The sequence below is a fragment of the Methylobacterium sp. A49B genome, assembly GCF_053346215.1.
The window spans coordinates 35356-49748 of the sequence record NZ_JBKFBO010000127.1; the positions used below are offsets into that span (position 1 = coordinate 35356).

Here is a 14393-nt window from a genome sequence, read left to right on the forward strand (position 1 = left end):
GACAGGCTTGTTGGCACGCCCGGGGTTTGGTTGGGCGCGGGCCGCCGACTGGCGGCTGAGCCGATCATGAAGCGACGTTGACGCTTCGGCCGTCCGCGCCGAGAACGGCATCGAAGCTTGGCGCGCGGCTGCGCCCGGATCGGCGGACGGTGCCATGTGCAACCTCTACAGCCTGCGGACCGGACCGGCGGATCTGCGCCGGGCCTTCGGGATCACAGAGGACCGCACCGGAAACCTGCCGTTGTTGCCGGCTATCTTTCCGGACCAGCTGGCACCCGTGGTGCTGAACGGCGCGTCCGGCCGGGATCTCGTCATGATGCGCTGGGGCATGCCGGGGCCGAAGGCGTTCGGCGAGCATCCGGTCACCAACGTGCGCAACGTGGCGAGCCCGCACTGGCGCCCGTGGCTCGGGGTCGCCCACCGCTGCCTCGTTCCGGTGACCGCCTTCAGCGAATACGCCGACACCAAGCCGCGCAAGACGCCGGTCTGGTTCGCCCTGGACGCGGATCGGCCGCTCTTCGCCTTCGCGGGAATCTGGCGCCCGTGGACGGGCGTGCGCGGGACGAAGCGCGAGAACCCCGACCGGGTCGCCGAGGAGCACCGCCTGTTCTCCTTCCTGACGACGGAGGCGAACGGCGTCGTCGGTCCGGTCCATCCCAAGGCGATGCCGGTGCTGCTCACGAAGCCCGAGGAGTGGGCGACCTGGCTCGAAGCCCCCACCGCCGAGGCCCTCCGCCTCCAGCGCCCGCTGCCGGATCTGGAGATGCGGGAGGTGGCCCGGGGGGCGCGGTCGGACGAACCGGAGCCGCAACCCGCGGATTGAGCCGGGCCGATCCGCGCCGTCAGCCGCCCGCGCGCTCCGTCGCCAGCGCGGCCGCGGCGCCGCTCGGCGCCCATCCGCGTGCCCGCCAGCGCGCCACGACGGCGGTGTTGAGCCGGGCGATGCGGGCCCGATGAACCTCCCAGAACGAACGCGGGGCCGCCGGAGCAGGCGCCGCCCGGCCGTGCCGCGGGTCGGCCGCAGCCCCGGCGGCGAGCCGCACCGGAACGGCCGACCGGCCGGGGCCGAGGCGCCCCTCGGAGTCGGACAGGATCGCCTGGGCGCGGGCGCAGTAGATATGCGACAGGGGCGACATCACCTCCGACCCATGGCCCGCCCGGTACTTCATCAGCGCGCGGCACAGGTCGCCGTCGGCCCGGCGCCATGCCTCCGCCAGGTAGCGCACGCCGTAGCGGACGTTGATCTCCGGCGCCGCCAGGTCCGCCACCGTGCCGCGGAATCCCAGCATCGCCGCGGTGGTGGGCCGGACCTGCATCAGCCCGACCTCGCCGACGCTGCCCACCAGCGCGGGATCGTAGCCGCTCTCGATCCGGGCGACGGCATCGGCCACGGCGACCGGAAGGCCGGTACCGGCGGCCTCGCGGGCGATGAGCGGGAGGAAGCGGGTACGCCCCTCCGGCACTGGCGCGGCGTGCGGCGGGACCGACGGCAGCGCCGCCATGCCGAGGGCATGCACCGCCAGGAAGGTCGCGGGCCGGGCCTGCGCGGGCGCGCCGGCAGCCAGCAGCACGAGGAGGACGGGAGAAGCGCGCATCGGCCGCCACGCGGGAAGGGCGGCGTCAGGGTTACGCGCGGCGTCTCAACGAAGCCTTAGCGCGCGGAGGCATCGGATCCCTCAGGATCGACCCCGGTCACTGAACCGCACCGCCATCCCGCGCCTGCAGCAGGCGCAGAGCCTCCCCCAGCACGGCGTGAAGATCCGCGACGCCCTGCGGCGAGAGGGGCAGACCCACGCGCTGGCCGTGTATCGTGTCGAGCACCACGACGGCGAGATCCTCGCCGACCAGCAGGCTGGGCCGTGGCAGGCAGAGCGGGAGGACGAAATCGCCCTCGGTCTCGCCGAGGGCATCCACCGCGTCCGTGGCGCGGAAGGGCGGCTTCGGATCGGTCATCGCACCCTGTCCTCGCGTTCGCCTCCGGGGCGGCGGCCCGGCAAGCGTGCCCTGGGGTCAATCCTGCTGCGGCGTGCGCAGCGACCGCACCGTGAGCGTGTCGATCTCCAGCGATCCGACCTTCAACGACCCGACCTCCAGGGAACCGACCCGGGCACGCGCCACCGACAGGCGGCCGATCGCGAAGGCGCCCAGCGCCACCGCGCCGATGGCCGCGACCCCGACGGCGAGCGCCCCCAGCGCCGAGGCGCCCAGGGCTCCCGCGCCGACGGCGCCCGACCCGAGCGCCGCACTCTCGCGAGTCGCCACCGACCCGAGCGGGATCGCGCCAACCGCCTCCTCGGGGATCCTGGACGCGCTCATACAAGGTCCTTCAACACCCGACTCGCATGACGATGCTATACCCGACGTTAACCGCGTTTTCACGCCGCCCGCGGACGATCCAGGCCGGCCCGGACAGGCTTCCGCGGCCCGAGAGGACGGCGCCCGTGCAGCATCTGTTTCAGGCCATCACGATCTTCGCCTGCGGCTGCGTGCTGATCCATGCCGGGCGCGCCTATGCCCGGGCGACCACGGTGCTGCTCTCGACCACCGCATTGATGCTGAGCCTGACCCTGGGCACCGTGCTCTGCCAGCGGATCGGTCTGCCCACGGGTTCCGCCGAGGCCGGCGCCCTGTTGTACGGGCCGCCGACCGGCCGGGCCGCTGAGCGGGCCGTTCAGGAGAGCCGCGTGCGGTAGGCCTCGGCGATCGTGGCCTCCGCCTCCGGGCGGGCTTCGTGCATGGGGATCCCGTGGCGGTCGCGCCTGACGGGTGCGGCGATCGCGGTCCCGTCAAGCCGGATCAGGGCCAGACGCGGATCGCCACGGGGCGGCGGACCAAGTCTCGGTCGGAGGTGATCGTGCAGCCCTCGACCCGCAGGCTCGCGTAGGTCAGGAGCGCCGTGTCGCCGACATCGTCGAAATTGCGCCCCTTGGCATCCGGATCGAGGAGCGACGGATAGGCGATCAGCGGGGCGGTCGCCGTGCAGGGATCGTCGTAGAGCGTGGCGCCCTCCACGAGCAGGCGCGGCGTGTCCCAGGCGAGGAGATCGCGGGAACTGGTCCAGTAGAACCCGGACCGCGCGAAGCCCTCGCCCGCCTTGGCCATGAACACGGCGATCCAGGCTCCCGAGCCGCGATGGCGGACCACGGCTCCGACCGGCCCCGGGAACGGCCCCACCGGCCGGCAGGTGGCCCGGTTCGGATGCGTGGCCCGATAGGGATCCGGGAAGGCTGCGGTGAAGCCGGTGCCGGTCCAGGCCCGCCAGCGCGTTGGGTCGGCGGGATCGTCGCTGCGGAACAGGCAGACGCCCGCCTCCTGATCGCTGCCGGGTCGGGTCCAGCCCGTGGTCGAGGCCAGGAAATACCGCTCTTTCCCGTCCGCGACGATGTTCGACGGGTTGAAGAAGCCCCGGTGATGCCCCTGGTCGATGTCCTGCCGGAACGGCGCGCCGGCGACCACCACGGGCGGGGATTTCCGGAGGAAGCTCCGGCCGCCGTCCAGGGAGGCGGCGGCCGTGATCGTGTTGTACCAGCAGGCCATGTAGGTCCCCGCGGGACAGCGGCCGGGATGCTCGTTGGCCTGGTACTCGTGGTGGAGGAGCGCGGCGACGCGGCGGCCGTCCTCGGTCCAAGTGGCGGTGATCCAGGAGCGGTCATCGTAGGCCGCCGGATCGGACTTCTCGCCGGAATCGAGCACGACCGTGCAGTCGAGCCTGAGATGGCCGAGATCCGGGCCGCGGAGCGCCCGGTTGCGGTAATGCATGCCGTAGAGCGCCACGGCGCCGGAGGCGTCGCGGAAGGCGCGGGCCGGCGCGTCCGGGACGTCGGCGCCGTCGCAGGCGTCGCGACCGGCCTTGAAGACGATCGCGGGCGGGCCGACCAGGGTCAGGGCCGAGAGCGGGGGATCGGACGCGGCGGGGGCCGGGACAGGGAGAAGACCGGTCAGGATTAGCAGTGCCGCGCCTGCGACACGCGACGCCCTCCCTCCCCCCTCTGCGGGGGAGGGTGGCCCCCGAAGGGGGTCGGGAGAGGGGAGCGACGGTGCGGGATGTGGCTGTGTCCGTCTTGAAGGTCGCGCCTTCTCCTGAAACCGCGCTCCCCTCTCCCGACCCCCGCTGACGCAGGGGCCACCCTCCCCCGCAGAGGGGGGAGGGAGATCCCGCGGCACTGTTCCGCCAGATCTGATGAACGACGCGACAGCGCCTCTGCAGCTCCACGCAGCAATCCTGATCGTCCAGTTCATCGCCGCCATCCGGCTGCGTCCCGGCCACGCCTGGACAAACAGGGCGAGATTCGCTTGAGAACCATTACAGAGTGCTTGCCGCCCGGCGGCACGTCGGCGGGATCCCCATGCTGCTCCTGATCCTCGGTCTCGTGCTGTTCCTCGGCACGCACGCTTTCTCGATGGCCCGCACCCGGCGCGCCGCGATCGTCGGCCGGATCGGCGAGAACCGGTACAAGCTCGGCTACACCGCCCTGTCGCTGCTGGGTCTGGTCCTCATCGGGATCGGCTTCCACGATTACCGGCTCGCCGGCTACATCCCGGTCTGGGATCCGCCGGTCTGGACGCGCCACCTCGCGCTCCTCCTCGTGTGGCTGGCCTTCATCAGCCTCGCCGCCGCCTACCTGCCGGGCCATATCCGCGCCCGGGCCAAGCACCCGATGCTGCTCGCCGTGAAGATCTGGGCGACGGCCCATCTCCTGGCGAACGGCGACCTGGGCTCGATGCTGCTGTTCGGCGGTTTTCTCGCCTGGGCGGTGGCCGCCCGGATCAGCGCCAAGCGCCGGGCCCTCGCGCCCGGGGCGGTGGCGGCCCAGCACGCGGGCCCGGCGGTCGCGCCGCACGGATGGCGCAACGACATCCTGGCCGTAGCGATCGGCACGGTCGCGTGGTTCGTCTTCGCCCGCTACCTGCATTATCCGGTGATCGGCGTGCCCGTCTGGCCGGGCGCGATGGCCTGAGACGCCGTCTGAGACACGGCCTGTCGCCAACCCGGCGCCCGTGTGTTAGGCGCGGGGCCCCATCGCGGTACTGAGGCGGCCGGCCGACAGAGGCAGGCCTGGAGACAATGGCCGAGAACAACGAGTTCCTTCGCGAGGTCGACGAGGATTACCGCCGCGACCGGATCCTCCAGATCTGGAAGCGCTACAGCGGCGTGATCATCGCGCTCGCCGTGCTCGTGGTCGCGGGCGTCGCGGGCTGGCGATACTGGCAGGCTCAGCAGCGCGCGGCGGCCGAGACCGCCTCGGTGCAGTTCGACGACGCCAACCGCCTCGCCAAGGACGGCAAGGCCGCGGAGGCCGACAAGGCCTTCGACGCCCTCGAGGCGCAGGGCCCGGCGGGCTACCGGCTCCTCGCCCGGTTCCGTGCGGCGGCCGAGACGAGCAAGCGCGATCCCGCGGCGGGAGCAGCGGAGTTCGACAAGCTCGCCGACGACAGCAGCCTCGGCGACGGGATGCGCGACCTCGCGCGCCTGCGCGCCGCCCTGCTGCGCCTCGACGGCCAGAACCCGGACGCGGCGCTGACCAATCTCCAGGGCCTGGCCGCCGGCACGCCGTTCCGCCACACCGCTCGCGAGATGCTGGGACTGGCCGCCCTGAAGAAGGGCGACTACGAGGACGCCGGCCGCTGGTTCGACCAGATCGTCGCCGATCCCGACACCCCGCGGAACCTGCGCGAGCGCATCGAGGTCTACGCGGCGATCGTCGCGGGCGGTCCCGTCACGGTGACCGAGGCCAAGCCCGAGCCGGCCGCGCCGCCCCCGCCGATCACGCGCTGATTTCTAACCGAACTTTTCGAGACCTATCATGGACATGCCGACCGTCGCGATCGTCGGGAGGCCGAACGTCGGCAAGTCGACCCTGTTCAACCGCCTCGTGGGCAAAAAGCTCGCGCTGGTCGACGACCGTCCGGGCGTCACCCGAGACCGGCGCGAGGGCGACGTCGCCTTCGGCGGCCTCCACTTCCGGGTGATCGACACCGCGGGGCTTGAGGAGGCGGACGAGCGGACCCTCACCGGCCGGATGCGGATGCAGACCGAGGCGGCGATCCTCGCCGCCGACGTGGTGCTGTTCGTGATCGACGCCCGCGCCGGCGTGCTGCCGGCCGACCAGCCCTTCGCCGAGCTGGTGCGTCGGGCCGGCTGCCCGGTCATCCTGATCGCCAACAAGGCCGAGGGCGGCACCGGCCTCGCCGGCGCCTACGAGGCCTTCACGCTGGGGCTCGGCGACCCGATCCCGTTCTCGGCCGAGCACGGCGAGGGCGTGGGCGAGTTGCACGAGGCGCTGAAGGGCGCCCTGCCCCAGCGCGAGGACGACGAGGACGCGGACGAGGATGCCCCCGGCGGCCGCGCCCTGAAGGTCGCGATTGTCGGGCGCCCGAATGCCGGCAAATCCACGCTGATCAACCGCATGCTCGGCGAGGAACGGCTGCTCGTCGGCCCCGAGGCCGGTATCACGCGCGATTCGATCTCCCTGGACTGGGAATGGCGCGGGCGCCGCATCAAGCTGCACGACACGGCCGGCATGCGCCGCCGTGCCCGGATCGACGACAAGCTCGAAAAGCTCGCGGTCTCGGATGGCTTGCGCGCCGTGCGCTTCGCCGAGGTGGTGGTGGTGCTCCTCGACGCCACGATCCCGTTCGAGAAGCAGGATCTCACCATCGTCGACCTCGTGGAGAGCGAGGGCCGCGCCCTGGTGATCGGCCTCAACAAGTGGGACCTCGTGGCCGACCAGCCCGGCCTCCTGAAGCAGCTCCGCGAGGATTGCACCCGCCTGCTGCCGCAGGTGCGCGGCGTCTCGGTGGTGCCGCTCTCCGGGCTCGCCGGCGACGGCGTCGACAAGCTGATGCAGGCGGTGGTGCAGGCCTCAGAGGTGTGGGACCGGCGCATTTCGACGTCGCGCATCAACGACTGGCTGAATGAGGCGACCTCGCGCAACCCGCCCCCGGCGGTGTCGGGCCGGCGGATCAAGATCCGCTACGCCACGCAGGTGAAAAGCCGGCCGCCGCATTTCGCGCTGTTCGGCAACCAGCTCAACGCCCTGCCGAAATCCTACACGCGCTACCTCGTGAACGGCCTGCGCGAGACCTTCGACCTGCCGGGCACGCCGATCCGGCTCTCGCTCCGGACCTCGCAGAACCCCTTCGACAAGGGCTGAGCCGGAATCCGGATCAGCCGCGCCGTCGTTGCGAGCGGAGCGAAGCAACCCAGGCAGCGCGCCATCAGCGGCCTCGCGCAAACCTGGGTCACGTCGCGGCGCTCGTGATGACGATGCGGGTCTTCCACCCGAGGGACCGCAGGACCTCAGCGGGACGCCTCGGCGATCCAGTCGACCGCCGCCGCGAGGGCCGCGCGCTCGTCCTTCCCTTCCCGGAGCGCCGCCTCGTAGGCCGAGACCTGCCGGTCCGCGCTGGTCCCCTCGCCGACGATCGCCCGGGCACGCATCACCTCGGCGGCGCAGCCGAGCGCATCCGCATCCTCGGCCACGAGGGCGAGCACGTCTTCCAACGCCTCGGCGAACGGCACGGCCTCGCCCCGGGCCTCGTCGATCAGCGTCGCCCGCACGCCGCTGTGCTGGGCGCGCCACAGGTTCTCCGAGGCCAGCGCCCGCGAGACGCCGTCGAGCCCGGCATGGAGATCCGGCCGGCGCACACACAGGCGCACGAGGCAGCGGAACAGGGAGGCGAGGCACAGGGAATCGTCGAGGCGCGTGCAGGCATCGGCGATGCGCAACTCCAGGGTCGGGAACTTGATCGAGGGGCGCAGCGACCACCACAGGAAGCTCGCGTCTGCGATGGCGCCCGAGCGGGTCATGATGTCGACGAACCGCGCGTGGGCGGCGGCATCGGAAAAGATCTCCGGCAGGCCGGTGCGGGGCAGTTCTCCGAAGACGCTGAGCCGGTAAGCCCTGAGACCCGTCGCCTCGCCCTGCCAGAACGGCGAGGAGGCCGAGAGCGCCAGCAGCAGCGGCTGGAACGGCAGCAGCCGGTTCATCAGATCGACGCGGGCCTCCGGGTCCGGCACCTCCACGTGGACGTGCATGCCGCAGATGAGCGCCCGCCGGGCCGCGATCCCGACATCGGAGAGGATGCCCTTGTAGCGCTCGCCGTCGGTGGCGGTCTGTCGGGCCCAGCGCGCGAGGGGATGGGTGCCGCAGGCCAGCAGGCTCAGGCCGTTCTCCGCCGCAATCCCGGCGAGCTGCGCCCGCTGGCCGCCGAGGTTGTTCCGGGCGACCCGCGCGTCGCTGAGCGGCGGCGTGCAGACCTCGACCTGCGCGGCGACGAGTTCGCGCCCGGTCTCGGGCAGCTCCGCCTTCACCCGCGCATGGAAGGCCGCGAGGTCGCCGCGCGGCGTCCCGCGGGTCTCGGCATCGGCGAGGAAATACTCCTCCTCGATGCCGAAGCGGTAGCTATGGGCGCTCATCGTGGTCTCCGGAAACGCGACGCGTGCGCGCCAACGCGCCGGCCCACAGGAAGGTGCCGCTCAGGCCGCGCGCAAGGGGCCGCCCACCAGCCAGGCCGGGTCGAACCACCGGTCCGCCTCGCCGTCATAGGGCAGGCGCGTGATGTCCCAGTTCTGGATGTACTTCGCGTAGACGTTCCACACCGCGATCCCGCCGCCCACGAAGATCCGCCGGCCCGGATAGCGCCTGAGCACCGCTTCCGGATCCTCGTGGCTGCGGATCACGTCGATGGTACGATCCTTGAAGGCGAAGTCCGGCACCGAAGCCACCGTCTTCGGGCCGGCGATCAGCACGTGGCCCATGGTCAGCGCGAAGAAGCGCGTCACATCCTCCACGAAGAGCGGGTCGGTGTTGCCCTCCCAGGGCAGGTGGCCGTTGAGGCCGAGCTGGCCGCGAAGGCCGATCGCACAGATGCAGCGGACGTCGATCATCGTGAACAACTCAGAAGAACAGACCGGTCGGATCTTTCACCCGCCACCTCAGGATGAGGGGGTTGGTTGGCAGAACCCGAACCGATAACGGCCGGTCGGCTCATTCGGGTGCGCGGAAACCCAGCACCCGGTCGGTGGGAAAGTCGTAGAGCTTGCCGGTCTCGGTCCAGTCCGGCGCGGCGAGGCGCACGAAATGGGGGGCCAGCTCTTCGGGCGTCCGAAGCGTCTCCGGATCCTCGCCGGGCATGGCCGAGCGGCGCATGCCGGTGCGGAGGGGGCCCGGGTTGAGCAGCATGGCCCGGATCGCGGTGCTCTCGGTCTCGGCCGCGTAGGTGCGCACCAGGGCCTCCAGCGCCGCCTTCGAGACCGAGTAGGGACCCCAATAGGGACGGCACTTGGAGGCCGCGCCCGAGGAGACGAAGATCGCGCGTCCCGCATCCGACATCCGCAGCAGCGGGTCGAGGGACCGGATGAGGCGCCAGTTGGCGGTGACGTTCACGTCCATCACCTGCCCCCAGATCTTCGGGGTGATGTGGCCGATCGGCATGAGCGCGCCGAGGATGCCGGCATTGGCGACCAGGATGTCCAGGCGCTTCCAGCGCTCGTTGATCGCTGCGCCGAGCCGGTCGATCGCCTCGTAATCCGACAGGTCGAAGGGTACGAGGGTGGCGCTCGAACCGGCGGCTCGGATCGCGTCGTCCAGTTCCTCCAGGGCGCCGACCGTGCGCGCCACCGCGATCACGTGCGCGCCCGCGCCGGCAAGCGCCAGGGCGGCGGCCCGCCCGATGCCGCGGGATGCGCCGGTGACGACCGCGACGCGGCCTTCCAGGGGTCTCTGAGACTCAGCCATGCGCCGGACCTAGCGCATTTCCGCGCGACGGGTCGAGGAATCGGTTTCAAAAGGTCTGTGACCCAGCCCCTTTTAAGGTGTTTAAGCTGGGCCTAGGGACCACCACCCGTTGCTCGACCCGAGTGACAGGAAAAGCACTTCTCCCCTCCCCCTTGCGGGGAGGGGTCAGGGGGTGGGGGTGGTGCAGAAGGTACCGTTGCGCGCGATCCTGCACCACCCCCACCTCCAGCTCCTCCCCGCAAGGGAGAGGAGAGCGCGCTCCGCCAGTGTCCCAGCGCTTCCGCAAACAGCTAAAAGGCCTGGGCTAAAGCCGTTTGGGTTCCCGAAACCTCAGTCCGCCTCGGCCAGCATGGCGAAGCGCTTCGGGCCGGCGATGGAGAGATCCGTCAGGCCGGTCGGGTAATCGCCCGTGAAGCAGTGGTCGGTGTATTGCGGGCAGGCGGTGTCCCGCGCCTCCTCGCCCATCGCCCGGTACAGGCCGGGGATCGACAGGAAGGCCAGCGAGTCCGCGCCGATGTACTTGCGCATCCCCTCGAGGTCGTGGGTCGCGGCGAGCAGCTTCTCCCGCTCGGGCGTGTCGATCCCGTAGAAGTCCGGATAGGTGATCGGCGGCGAGGCGATCCGGAAATGGACCTCCGCGGCGCCGGCCTCCCGCATCATCCGGACGATCTTCACCGAGGTCGTGCCGCGCACGAGGCTGTCGTCCACGAGGACGATGCTCTTGCCCTCGATCGCCGCCCGGTTGGCCGAATGCTTCATCCGCACGCCGAGCTCGCGCACCGACTGGGTCGGCTGGATGAAGGTCCGCCCGACGTAGTGGTTGCGAATGATCCCCATCTCGAACGGGATGCCGGTCTCCTGCGCGAAGCCGAGCGCCGCCGGCACGCCGGAATCCGGCACCGGCACGACGACGTCGGCGGCCACCGCGGCCTCGCGGGCCAGCTCCCGGCCGATCGCCTTGCGCACGCCGTAGACGCTCTTGCCGTTTACCACGGAGTCCGGCCGGGCGAAGTAGATGTACTCGAAGATGCAGGGCCGCATCGGCACGGCGTCGGCGAAGCGGATCGACTCGATCCCCTCCTCGGAGATCACCACGATCTCGCCGTTCTCGATGTCCCGCACGAAGCGGGCGCCGATGATGTCGAGGGCGCAGGTCTCGGAGGCCAGCATGTAACGGCCGTCGAGCTCCCCCAGCACCAGCGGGCGGATGCCCAGCGGGTCGCGGGCGCCGATCAGCTTCTTGTTGGTCAGCGCCACGATCGCGTAGGCGCCCTGGATCGCCTGCAGGGCGTCGATGAAGCGCTCGATGATCCGCGGCTTCCGGGACCGGGCCGCGAGGTGCAGGATCACCTCGGTGTCGGAGGTCGACTGGGTGATCGCGCCGTCGCGCACGAGGTCGCGGCGGATCGACAGGGCGTTGGTGAGGTTGCCGTTGTGGGCGACCGCCAGCCCGCCGCTGGCGAGCTCGGCGAAGAGCGGCTGGACGTTGCGCAGGATCGTCCCGCCCGTGGTCGAGTAGCGCACGTGGCCGATGGCGGCGCGGCCCTTGAGGCGGGCGATGGTCTCGCCGTCCGAGAAGGAATCGCCCACGAGGCCGGGGCGGCGCTCGGAGTGGAACACCGCGCCGTCGAAGGAGACGATGCCGGCCGCCTCCTGACCGCGGTGCTGCAGGGCGTGCAGGCCGAGCGCCACGATGGCGGAGGCTTCCGGGTGCCCGAAGATGCCGAAGACGCCGCACTCCTCGCGGAGCGTGTCGCCGTCGAGATCGAAATCGGCGGTGGGATTGGCGGCGTGTGACATGAGGCGGTCGATCACTCACGGGTCCCGGCGGCGACGGGCCGGCGCGCCGGCTGTCGCGGATGCAATCCGTTCGTTACCGGACCCGCTATCTAGGCGTTCCCGGCGAGGCGACCTACGGCGAATACCGCAGATCAGCGTCGCGTCGGGGTCGGCGCGGTCTCGGTCCGGCGCTGGGGCGCCGGGTCGGTCTCGGCGGGGGCGTCGGCGGCCTCGTTGGGCGGCGCGACGGCCTTCGGCTTCTTGAACTGCTTCAGGAAGCCCTCGGGATTCTCAGGGAGCTGCGCCACCAGGGCGTCGCCGGACTTCTCCAGCATCGGACGCGTGCGCGCCTGCGCGGCCCAGTCAGGCACCTTGCCCTGAACCAGCCAGGACAGGAACACCCACCCGATCACGCAGATCAGGAAGCCGCGCGCCGCCCCGAACAGGAATCCGAGCGACCGGTCGACGGCGCCGATCCGCGAATCGAGGACCACGTCCGAGATCTTCACCGTGATGATCGACACAATGATCAGGGTGCCGAGGAAGATCGCCGCGATGGAGGCGACCAGCGCCACGGTGTCGCTGTTCACGTGCTGCTTCACGGTGGGAAGGAGCATCGGGTAGAGCGTCCAGGCGACCGCGGCGGCGGCCACCCAGGCGACGATCGCCAGCACCTCGCGGGTGACGCCACGCACGGCCGCGAGCAGCGCGGAGACCGCGACAATGCCGAGCACGACGAGATCCAGGACGGTAAACGGCATCGTTGAGCTTTTTGGTACCCGAGGGGATGGCGCGTCGGCCGTGCGGCTCCCCCGGACCGCGGTGGATTTATACCAAGCCGGACCTCGGCCGTCACCCTGGCGTACGCGCCTCGGCCCGGGCCTGTGCCGTCGATGCATCAGCCCCGCCCGGCCATGACGCCGGACCGACCCGCCGAGGGCTCTGTTTACCTCGTTCCGATCGCCGGCCTGTTCGGCGCGGTGCTGATGATCTCGCTGGTGCTGGCGGGCAAGATCGTCGCGGTCGGCGGCCTGACCTTCACGGCGGCGGTGATCGTGTTCCCCGCCTCCTACCTGTTCGGCGACGTGCTGACCGAGGTCTACGGCTATGCCAGCACCCGCGCCGTCGTCTGGACCGGGTTCCTCGCCCAGGCGCTCTGGATCCTGGCCTACTGGACGGCCGCGGCCTTGCCGCCGGCGCCGTTCTGGCCCCACCAGGAGGCGTTCGAGGCGGTGCTCGGCGCGACCCCGCGGCTCGCCCTCGCCGGCCTCACCGCCTATCTCGCCGGCGAGTTCCTGAACGCCTACGCTCTGGCCAAGCTCAAGCTGCGCCTCCGCGGCCGCTGGCTCGCGGTGCGTCTCGTCGCCTCGACGCTGATCGGTCAGGGGGTCGATTCGGTGCTATTCATCGGGCTCGCCTTCGGAGGCCTCTATCCGGCCGCCGACCTGCTGGCCCTGATCCTGTCGGTCTGGATGCTGAAGGTCGCCTGGGAGATCCTCGCCCTCCCGCTGAGTTTGCCATTGATCGGCTTCCTGAAACGGGCCGAGGGACGCGACGCCTTCGATGCGGATACGGACTTCAACCCCTTCCGCCTGCGCGGGTGAGCCGCCCGCGTGAGTCGGGACGGCCGGGCTCCACCCGGGCGCCGTCCCGGTGCTATGGGTCCGGCTTGTGCTTCCGGGAGTCCCGACGTGAGCGGAAGGAGGCGGCCTGCGTGACCGAGGCCGGAACCGTGATGGATATCGGCGCGCACGGCGCCCGGCTGACGATCGACCTCGGGGCGATCGTGGCCAACTGGCGGACCTTGGCGGCGCGGGGCGCGGGCGCCGCCTGCGCCGCCGTGGTGAAGGCCGATGCCTATGGCTGCGGGATCGGCCGGGTCGGGCCGGCCCTGTGGACCGCCGGCTGCCGGACCTTCTTCGTCGCGCACCTGTCCGAGGGCGTCGCCGCCCGGGCCGCCCTGCCGGAGGCCGCCATCTACGTGCTGAACGGTCTGCCTCCGGGCGCCGCCGCCGCCTTCGCGGCGCACGGATTGCGTCCCGTCCTCGGCAGCGTCGAGGAGCTGTCGGACTGGGCGGCGTTCTCGCCCGTCCGCCGGCCGGCGGCGCTCCACGTCGACACCGGCATGAACCGCCTGGGCCTGTCCGTGTCGGAGGCCCTGGACCTCGCGGGCGATCCGCTGATCGCGGCCTCCGGAATCGATCTGCTCCTCAGCCACTTCGTCAGCGCCGAGAAGCCGGACGACCCCGTCAACGGCCGGCAGATCGCCGATTTCGGCCGCGTCCGGGCGGCCTATCCCGACATGCCCGCTTCCCTGGCGAATTCGTCGGGCGTCTTCCTCGCGGGTGCGCAGCACGACCTGCTGCGGCCGGGCTACGCCCTGTTCGGCGGCAACCCCACGCCGGGCGCCGCGAACCCGATGCGGCCGGTGGTCCGGCTGGAGGCGATGATCGCGCAGGTGCGGGACGTCGAGCCCGGCGCCAGCGCGGGCTATAATGGACGCTGGACCGCCCGCGCCCCGAGCCGGCTGGCGACCCTGTCGCTGGGCTACGCGGACGGCTTTCCCCGGGCGATCAGCGGACGCGGTCAGGCGCTCGTCGGCGGCGTTTCCTGCCCGGTCCTCGGCCTCATCTCGATGGACCTGATCATCCTCGACGTCACGGCAGCGCCCGCGGCGCGACGCGGCGCGACCGCGGTGCTGATCGGCGACGGCCTCGACCTCGATACGGTCGGCCGCGCCGCCGGCACGATCGGGTACGAGATCCTGACGGGCCTGGGTTCTCGTTATGTTCGAACTTATGTAGAGTCGCGCTGAGCCTTCCGTCGCGCATGACGGCCGCCCGACGATCCGGGGCGCCGCAGGCGAGCCCGGAA

16 protein-coding genes are annotated in these 14393 nt (G+C 71.4%); 7 read left to right on the forward strand and 9 right to left on the reverse strand.

The genetic code is table 11. From position 1 onward, the window contains the following. Window positions 1–154: 154 nt before the first annotated feature. Complete coding sequence (locus ACLBX9_RS25755; protein WP_447720919.1) at window positions 155–823, forward strand: SOS response-associated peptidase; 669 nt, start codon at window positions 155–157, stop codon at window positions 821–823. A 19-nt stretch (window positions 824–842) separates the two neighbouring features. Here ACLBX9_RS25755 and ACLBX9_RS25760 read toward each other — a convergent pair whose 3' ends face one another. The 3 genes from ACLBX9_RS25760 to ACLBX9_RS25770 form a co-directional block, all read right to left on the reverse strand. Then, window positions 843–1595 (reverse strand): lytic transglycosylase domain-containing protein, encoded by a 753-nt coding sequence (locus ACLBX9_RS25760; RefSeq protein WP_447720920.1) that lies wholly within the window; start codon window positions 1593–1595, stop codon window positions 843–845. 97 nt (window positions 1596–1692) lie between these two features. Further along, the gene (locus ACLBX9_RS25765; protein WP_447720921.1) at window positions 1693–1953 is read right to left on the reverse strand and encodes a hypothetical protein; all 261 of its coding nucleotides are present in this window, start codon (window positions 1951–1953) and stop codon (window positions 1693–1695) included. Window positions 1954–2010: 57 nt separating this feature from the next. Beyond that, a complete protein-coding gene (locus ACLBX9_RS25770) occupies window positions 2011–2316 on the reverse strand; it encodes a hypothetical protein (protein WP_447720922.1) in 306 nt (101 codons plus the stop codon). A 125-nt stretch (window positions 2317–2441) separates the two neighbouring features. Here ACLBX9_RS25770 and ACLBX9_RS25775 point away from each other — a divergent pair, with 125 nt between their 5' ends. Beyond that, complete coding sequence (locus tag ACLBX9_RS25775; RefSeq protein WP_158168662.1) at window positions 2442–2693, forward strand: hypothetical protein; 252 nt, start codon at window positions 2442–2444, stop codon at window positions 2691–2693. Window positions 2694–2796: 103 nt separating this feature from the next. On the opposite strand, the gene ACLBX9_RS25780 is transcribed toward ACLBX9_RS25775, so the two are convergent. Continuing rightward, window positions 2797–3951, reverse strand: coding sequence for a hypothetical protein (locus tag ACLBX9_RS25780; protein ID WP_447720980.1), 1155 nt, complete (start codon window positions 3949–3951; stop codon window positions 2797–2799). Window positions 3952–4346: 395 nt separating this feature from the next. Between ACLBX9_RS25780 and ACLBX9_RS25785 the strand changes: the two genes are divergently transcribed. From ACLBX9_RS25785 to der, 3 genes are all read left to right on the forward strand, one after another. Beyond that, a complete protein-coding gene (locus ACLBX9_RS25785) occupies window positions 4347–4958 on the forward strand; it encodes an NnrU family protein (protein ID WP_010685017.1) in 612 nt (203 codons plus the stop codon). Between the two features lie 107 nt (window positions 4959–5065). Then, entirely contained in the window at window positions 5066–5776 is a 711-nt protein-coding gene (locus ACLBX9_RS25790) for a tetratricopeptide repeat protein (RefSeq protein ID WP_010685016.1), read from the forward strand. Between the two features lie 28 nt (window positions 5777–5804). Beyond that, window positions 5805–7154: a ribosome biogenesis GTPase Der gene (gene der, locus ACLBX9_RS25795; RefSeq protein WP_447720923.1), complete on the forward strand. Its 1350-nt coding sequence runs from the start codon at window positions 5805–5807 to the stop codon at window positions 7152–7154. A 146-nt stretch (window positions 7155–7300) separates the two neighbouring features. On the opposite strand, the gene ACLBX9_RS25800 is transcribed toward der, so the two are convergent. The 5 genes from ACLBX9_RS25800 to ACLBX9_RS25820 form a co-directional block, all read right to left on the reverse strand. Continuing rightward, window positions 7301–8419, reverse strand: a complete 1119-nt coding sequence (locus tag ACLBX9_RS25800) for a carboxylate-amine ligase (RefSeq protein ID WP_010685014.1) — start codon at window positions 8417–8419, stop codon at window positions 7301–7303. 60 nt (window positions 8420–8479) lie between these two features. Continuing rightward, the gene (locus ACLBX9_RS25805; protein ID WP_010685013.1) at window positions 8480–8890 is read right to left on the reverse strand and encodes a dihydrofolate reductase; all 411 of its coding nucleotides are present in this window, start codon (window positions 8888–8890) and stop codon (window positions 8480–8482) included. A gap of 100 nt (window positions 8891–8990) precedes the next feature. After that, a complete protein-coding gene (locus ACLBX9_RS25810) occupies window positions 8991–9740 on the reverse strand; it encodes an SDR family NAD(P)-dependent oxidoreductase (RefSeq protein WP_010685012.1) in 750 nt (249 codons plus the stop codon). A gap of 330 nt (window positions 9741–10070) precedes the next feature. Beyond that, window positions 10071–11540, reverse strand: a complete 1470-nt coding sequence (purF, locus tag ACLBX9_RS25815; protein ID WP_010685011.1) for an amidophosphoribosyltransferase — start codon at window positions 11538–11540, stop codon at window positions 10071–10073. A gap of 131 nt (window positions 11541–11671) precedes the next feature. Next, the gene (locus ACLBX9_RS25820) at window positions 11672–12280 is read right to left on the reverse strand and encodes a CvpA family protein (RefSeq protein ID WP_010685010.1); all 609 of its coding nucleotides are present in this window, start codon (window positions 12278–12280) and stop codon (window positions 11672–11674) included. A 132-nt stretch (window positions 12281–12412) separates the two neighbouring features. On the opposite strand from ACLBX9_RS25820, the gene ACLBX9_RS25825 reads away from it, so the two are divergent. Both ACLBX9_RS25825 and alr read left to right on the forward strand, forming a co-directional pair. Continuing rightward, the gene (locus ACLBX9_RS25825) at window positions 12413–13123 is read left to right on the forward strand and encodes a queuosine precursor transporter (RefSeq protein WP_447720924.1); all 711 of its coding nucleotides are present in this window, start codon (window positions 12413–12415) and stop codon (window positions 13121–13123) included. A gap of 110 nt (window positions 13124–13233) precedes the next feature. Beyond that, window positions 13234–14334: an alanine racemase gene (gene alr / locus ACLBX9_RS25830; protein WP_447720925.1), complete on the forward strand. Its 1101-nt coding sequence runs from the start codon at window positions 13234–13236 to the stop codon at window positions 14332–14334. The last annotated feature ends 59 nt before the right edge of the window (window positions 14335–14393 follow it).

Bases quoted from the DNA above. Each gene is read 5' to 3' on its own strand.
- ACLBX9_RS25755 (WP_447720919.1), top strand. From the start codon at position 155: ATGTGCAACCTCTACAGCCTGCGGACCGGACCGGCGGATCTGCGCCGG.
- ACLBX9_RS25800 (WP_010685014.1), bottom strand. From the start codon at position 8,419: ATGAGCGCCCATAGCTACCGCTTCGGCATCGAGGAGGAGTATTTCCTC.
- ACLBX9_RS25790 (WP_010685016.1), top strand. From the start codon at position 5,066: ATGGCCGAGAACAACGAGTTCCTTCGCGAGGTCGACGAGGATTACCGC.
- ACLBX9_RS25805 (WP_010685013.1), bottom strand. From the start codon at position 8,890: ATGATCGACGTCCGCTGCATCTGTGCGATCGGCCTTCGCGGCCAGCTC.
- der (WP_447720923.1), top strand. From the start codon at position 5,805: ATGGACATGCCGACCGTCGCGATCGTCGGGAGGCCGAACGTCGGCAAG.
- purF (WP_010685011.1), bottom strand. From the start codon at position 11,540: ATGTCACACGCCGCCAATCCCACCGCCGATTTCGATCTCGACGGCGAC.
- ACLBX9_RS25765 (WP_447720921.1), bottom strand. From the start codon at position 1,953: ATGACCGATCCGAAGCCGCCCTTCCGCGCCACGGACGCGGTGGATGCC.
- ACLBX9_RS25825 (WP_447720924.1), top strand. From the start codon at position 12,413: ATGCATCAGCCCCGCCCGGCCATGACGCCGGACCGACCCGCCGAGGGC.
- ACLBX9_RS25820 (WP_010685010.1), bottom strand. From the start codon at position 12,280: ATGCCGTTTACCGTCCTGGATCTCGTCGTGCTCGGCATTGTCGCGGTC.
- ACLBX9_RS25760 (WP_447720920.1), bottom strand. From the start codon at position 1,595: ATGCGCGCTTCTCCCGTCCTCCTCGTGCTGCTGGCTGCCGGCGCGCCC.
- ACLBX9_RS25810 (WP_010685012.1), bottom strand. From the start codon at position 9,740: ATGGCTGAGTCTCAGAGACCCCTGGAAGGCCGCGTCGCGGTCGTCACC.
- ACLBX9_RS25770 (WP_447720922.1), bottom strand. From the start codon at position 2,316: ATGAGCGCGTCCAGGATCCCCGAGGAGGCGGTTGGCGCGATCCCGCTC.
- ACLBX9_RS25785 (WP_010685017.1), top strand. From the start codon at position 4,347: ATGCTGCTCCTGATCCTCGGTCTCGTGCTGTTCCTCGGCACGCACGCT.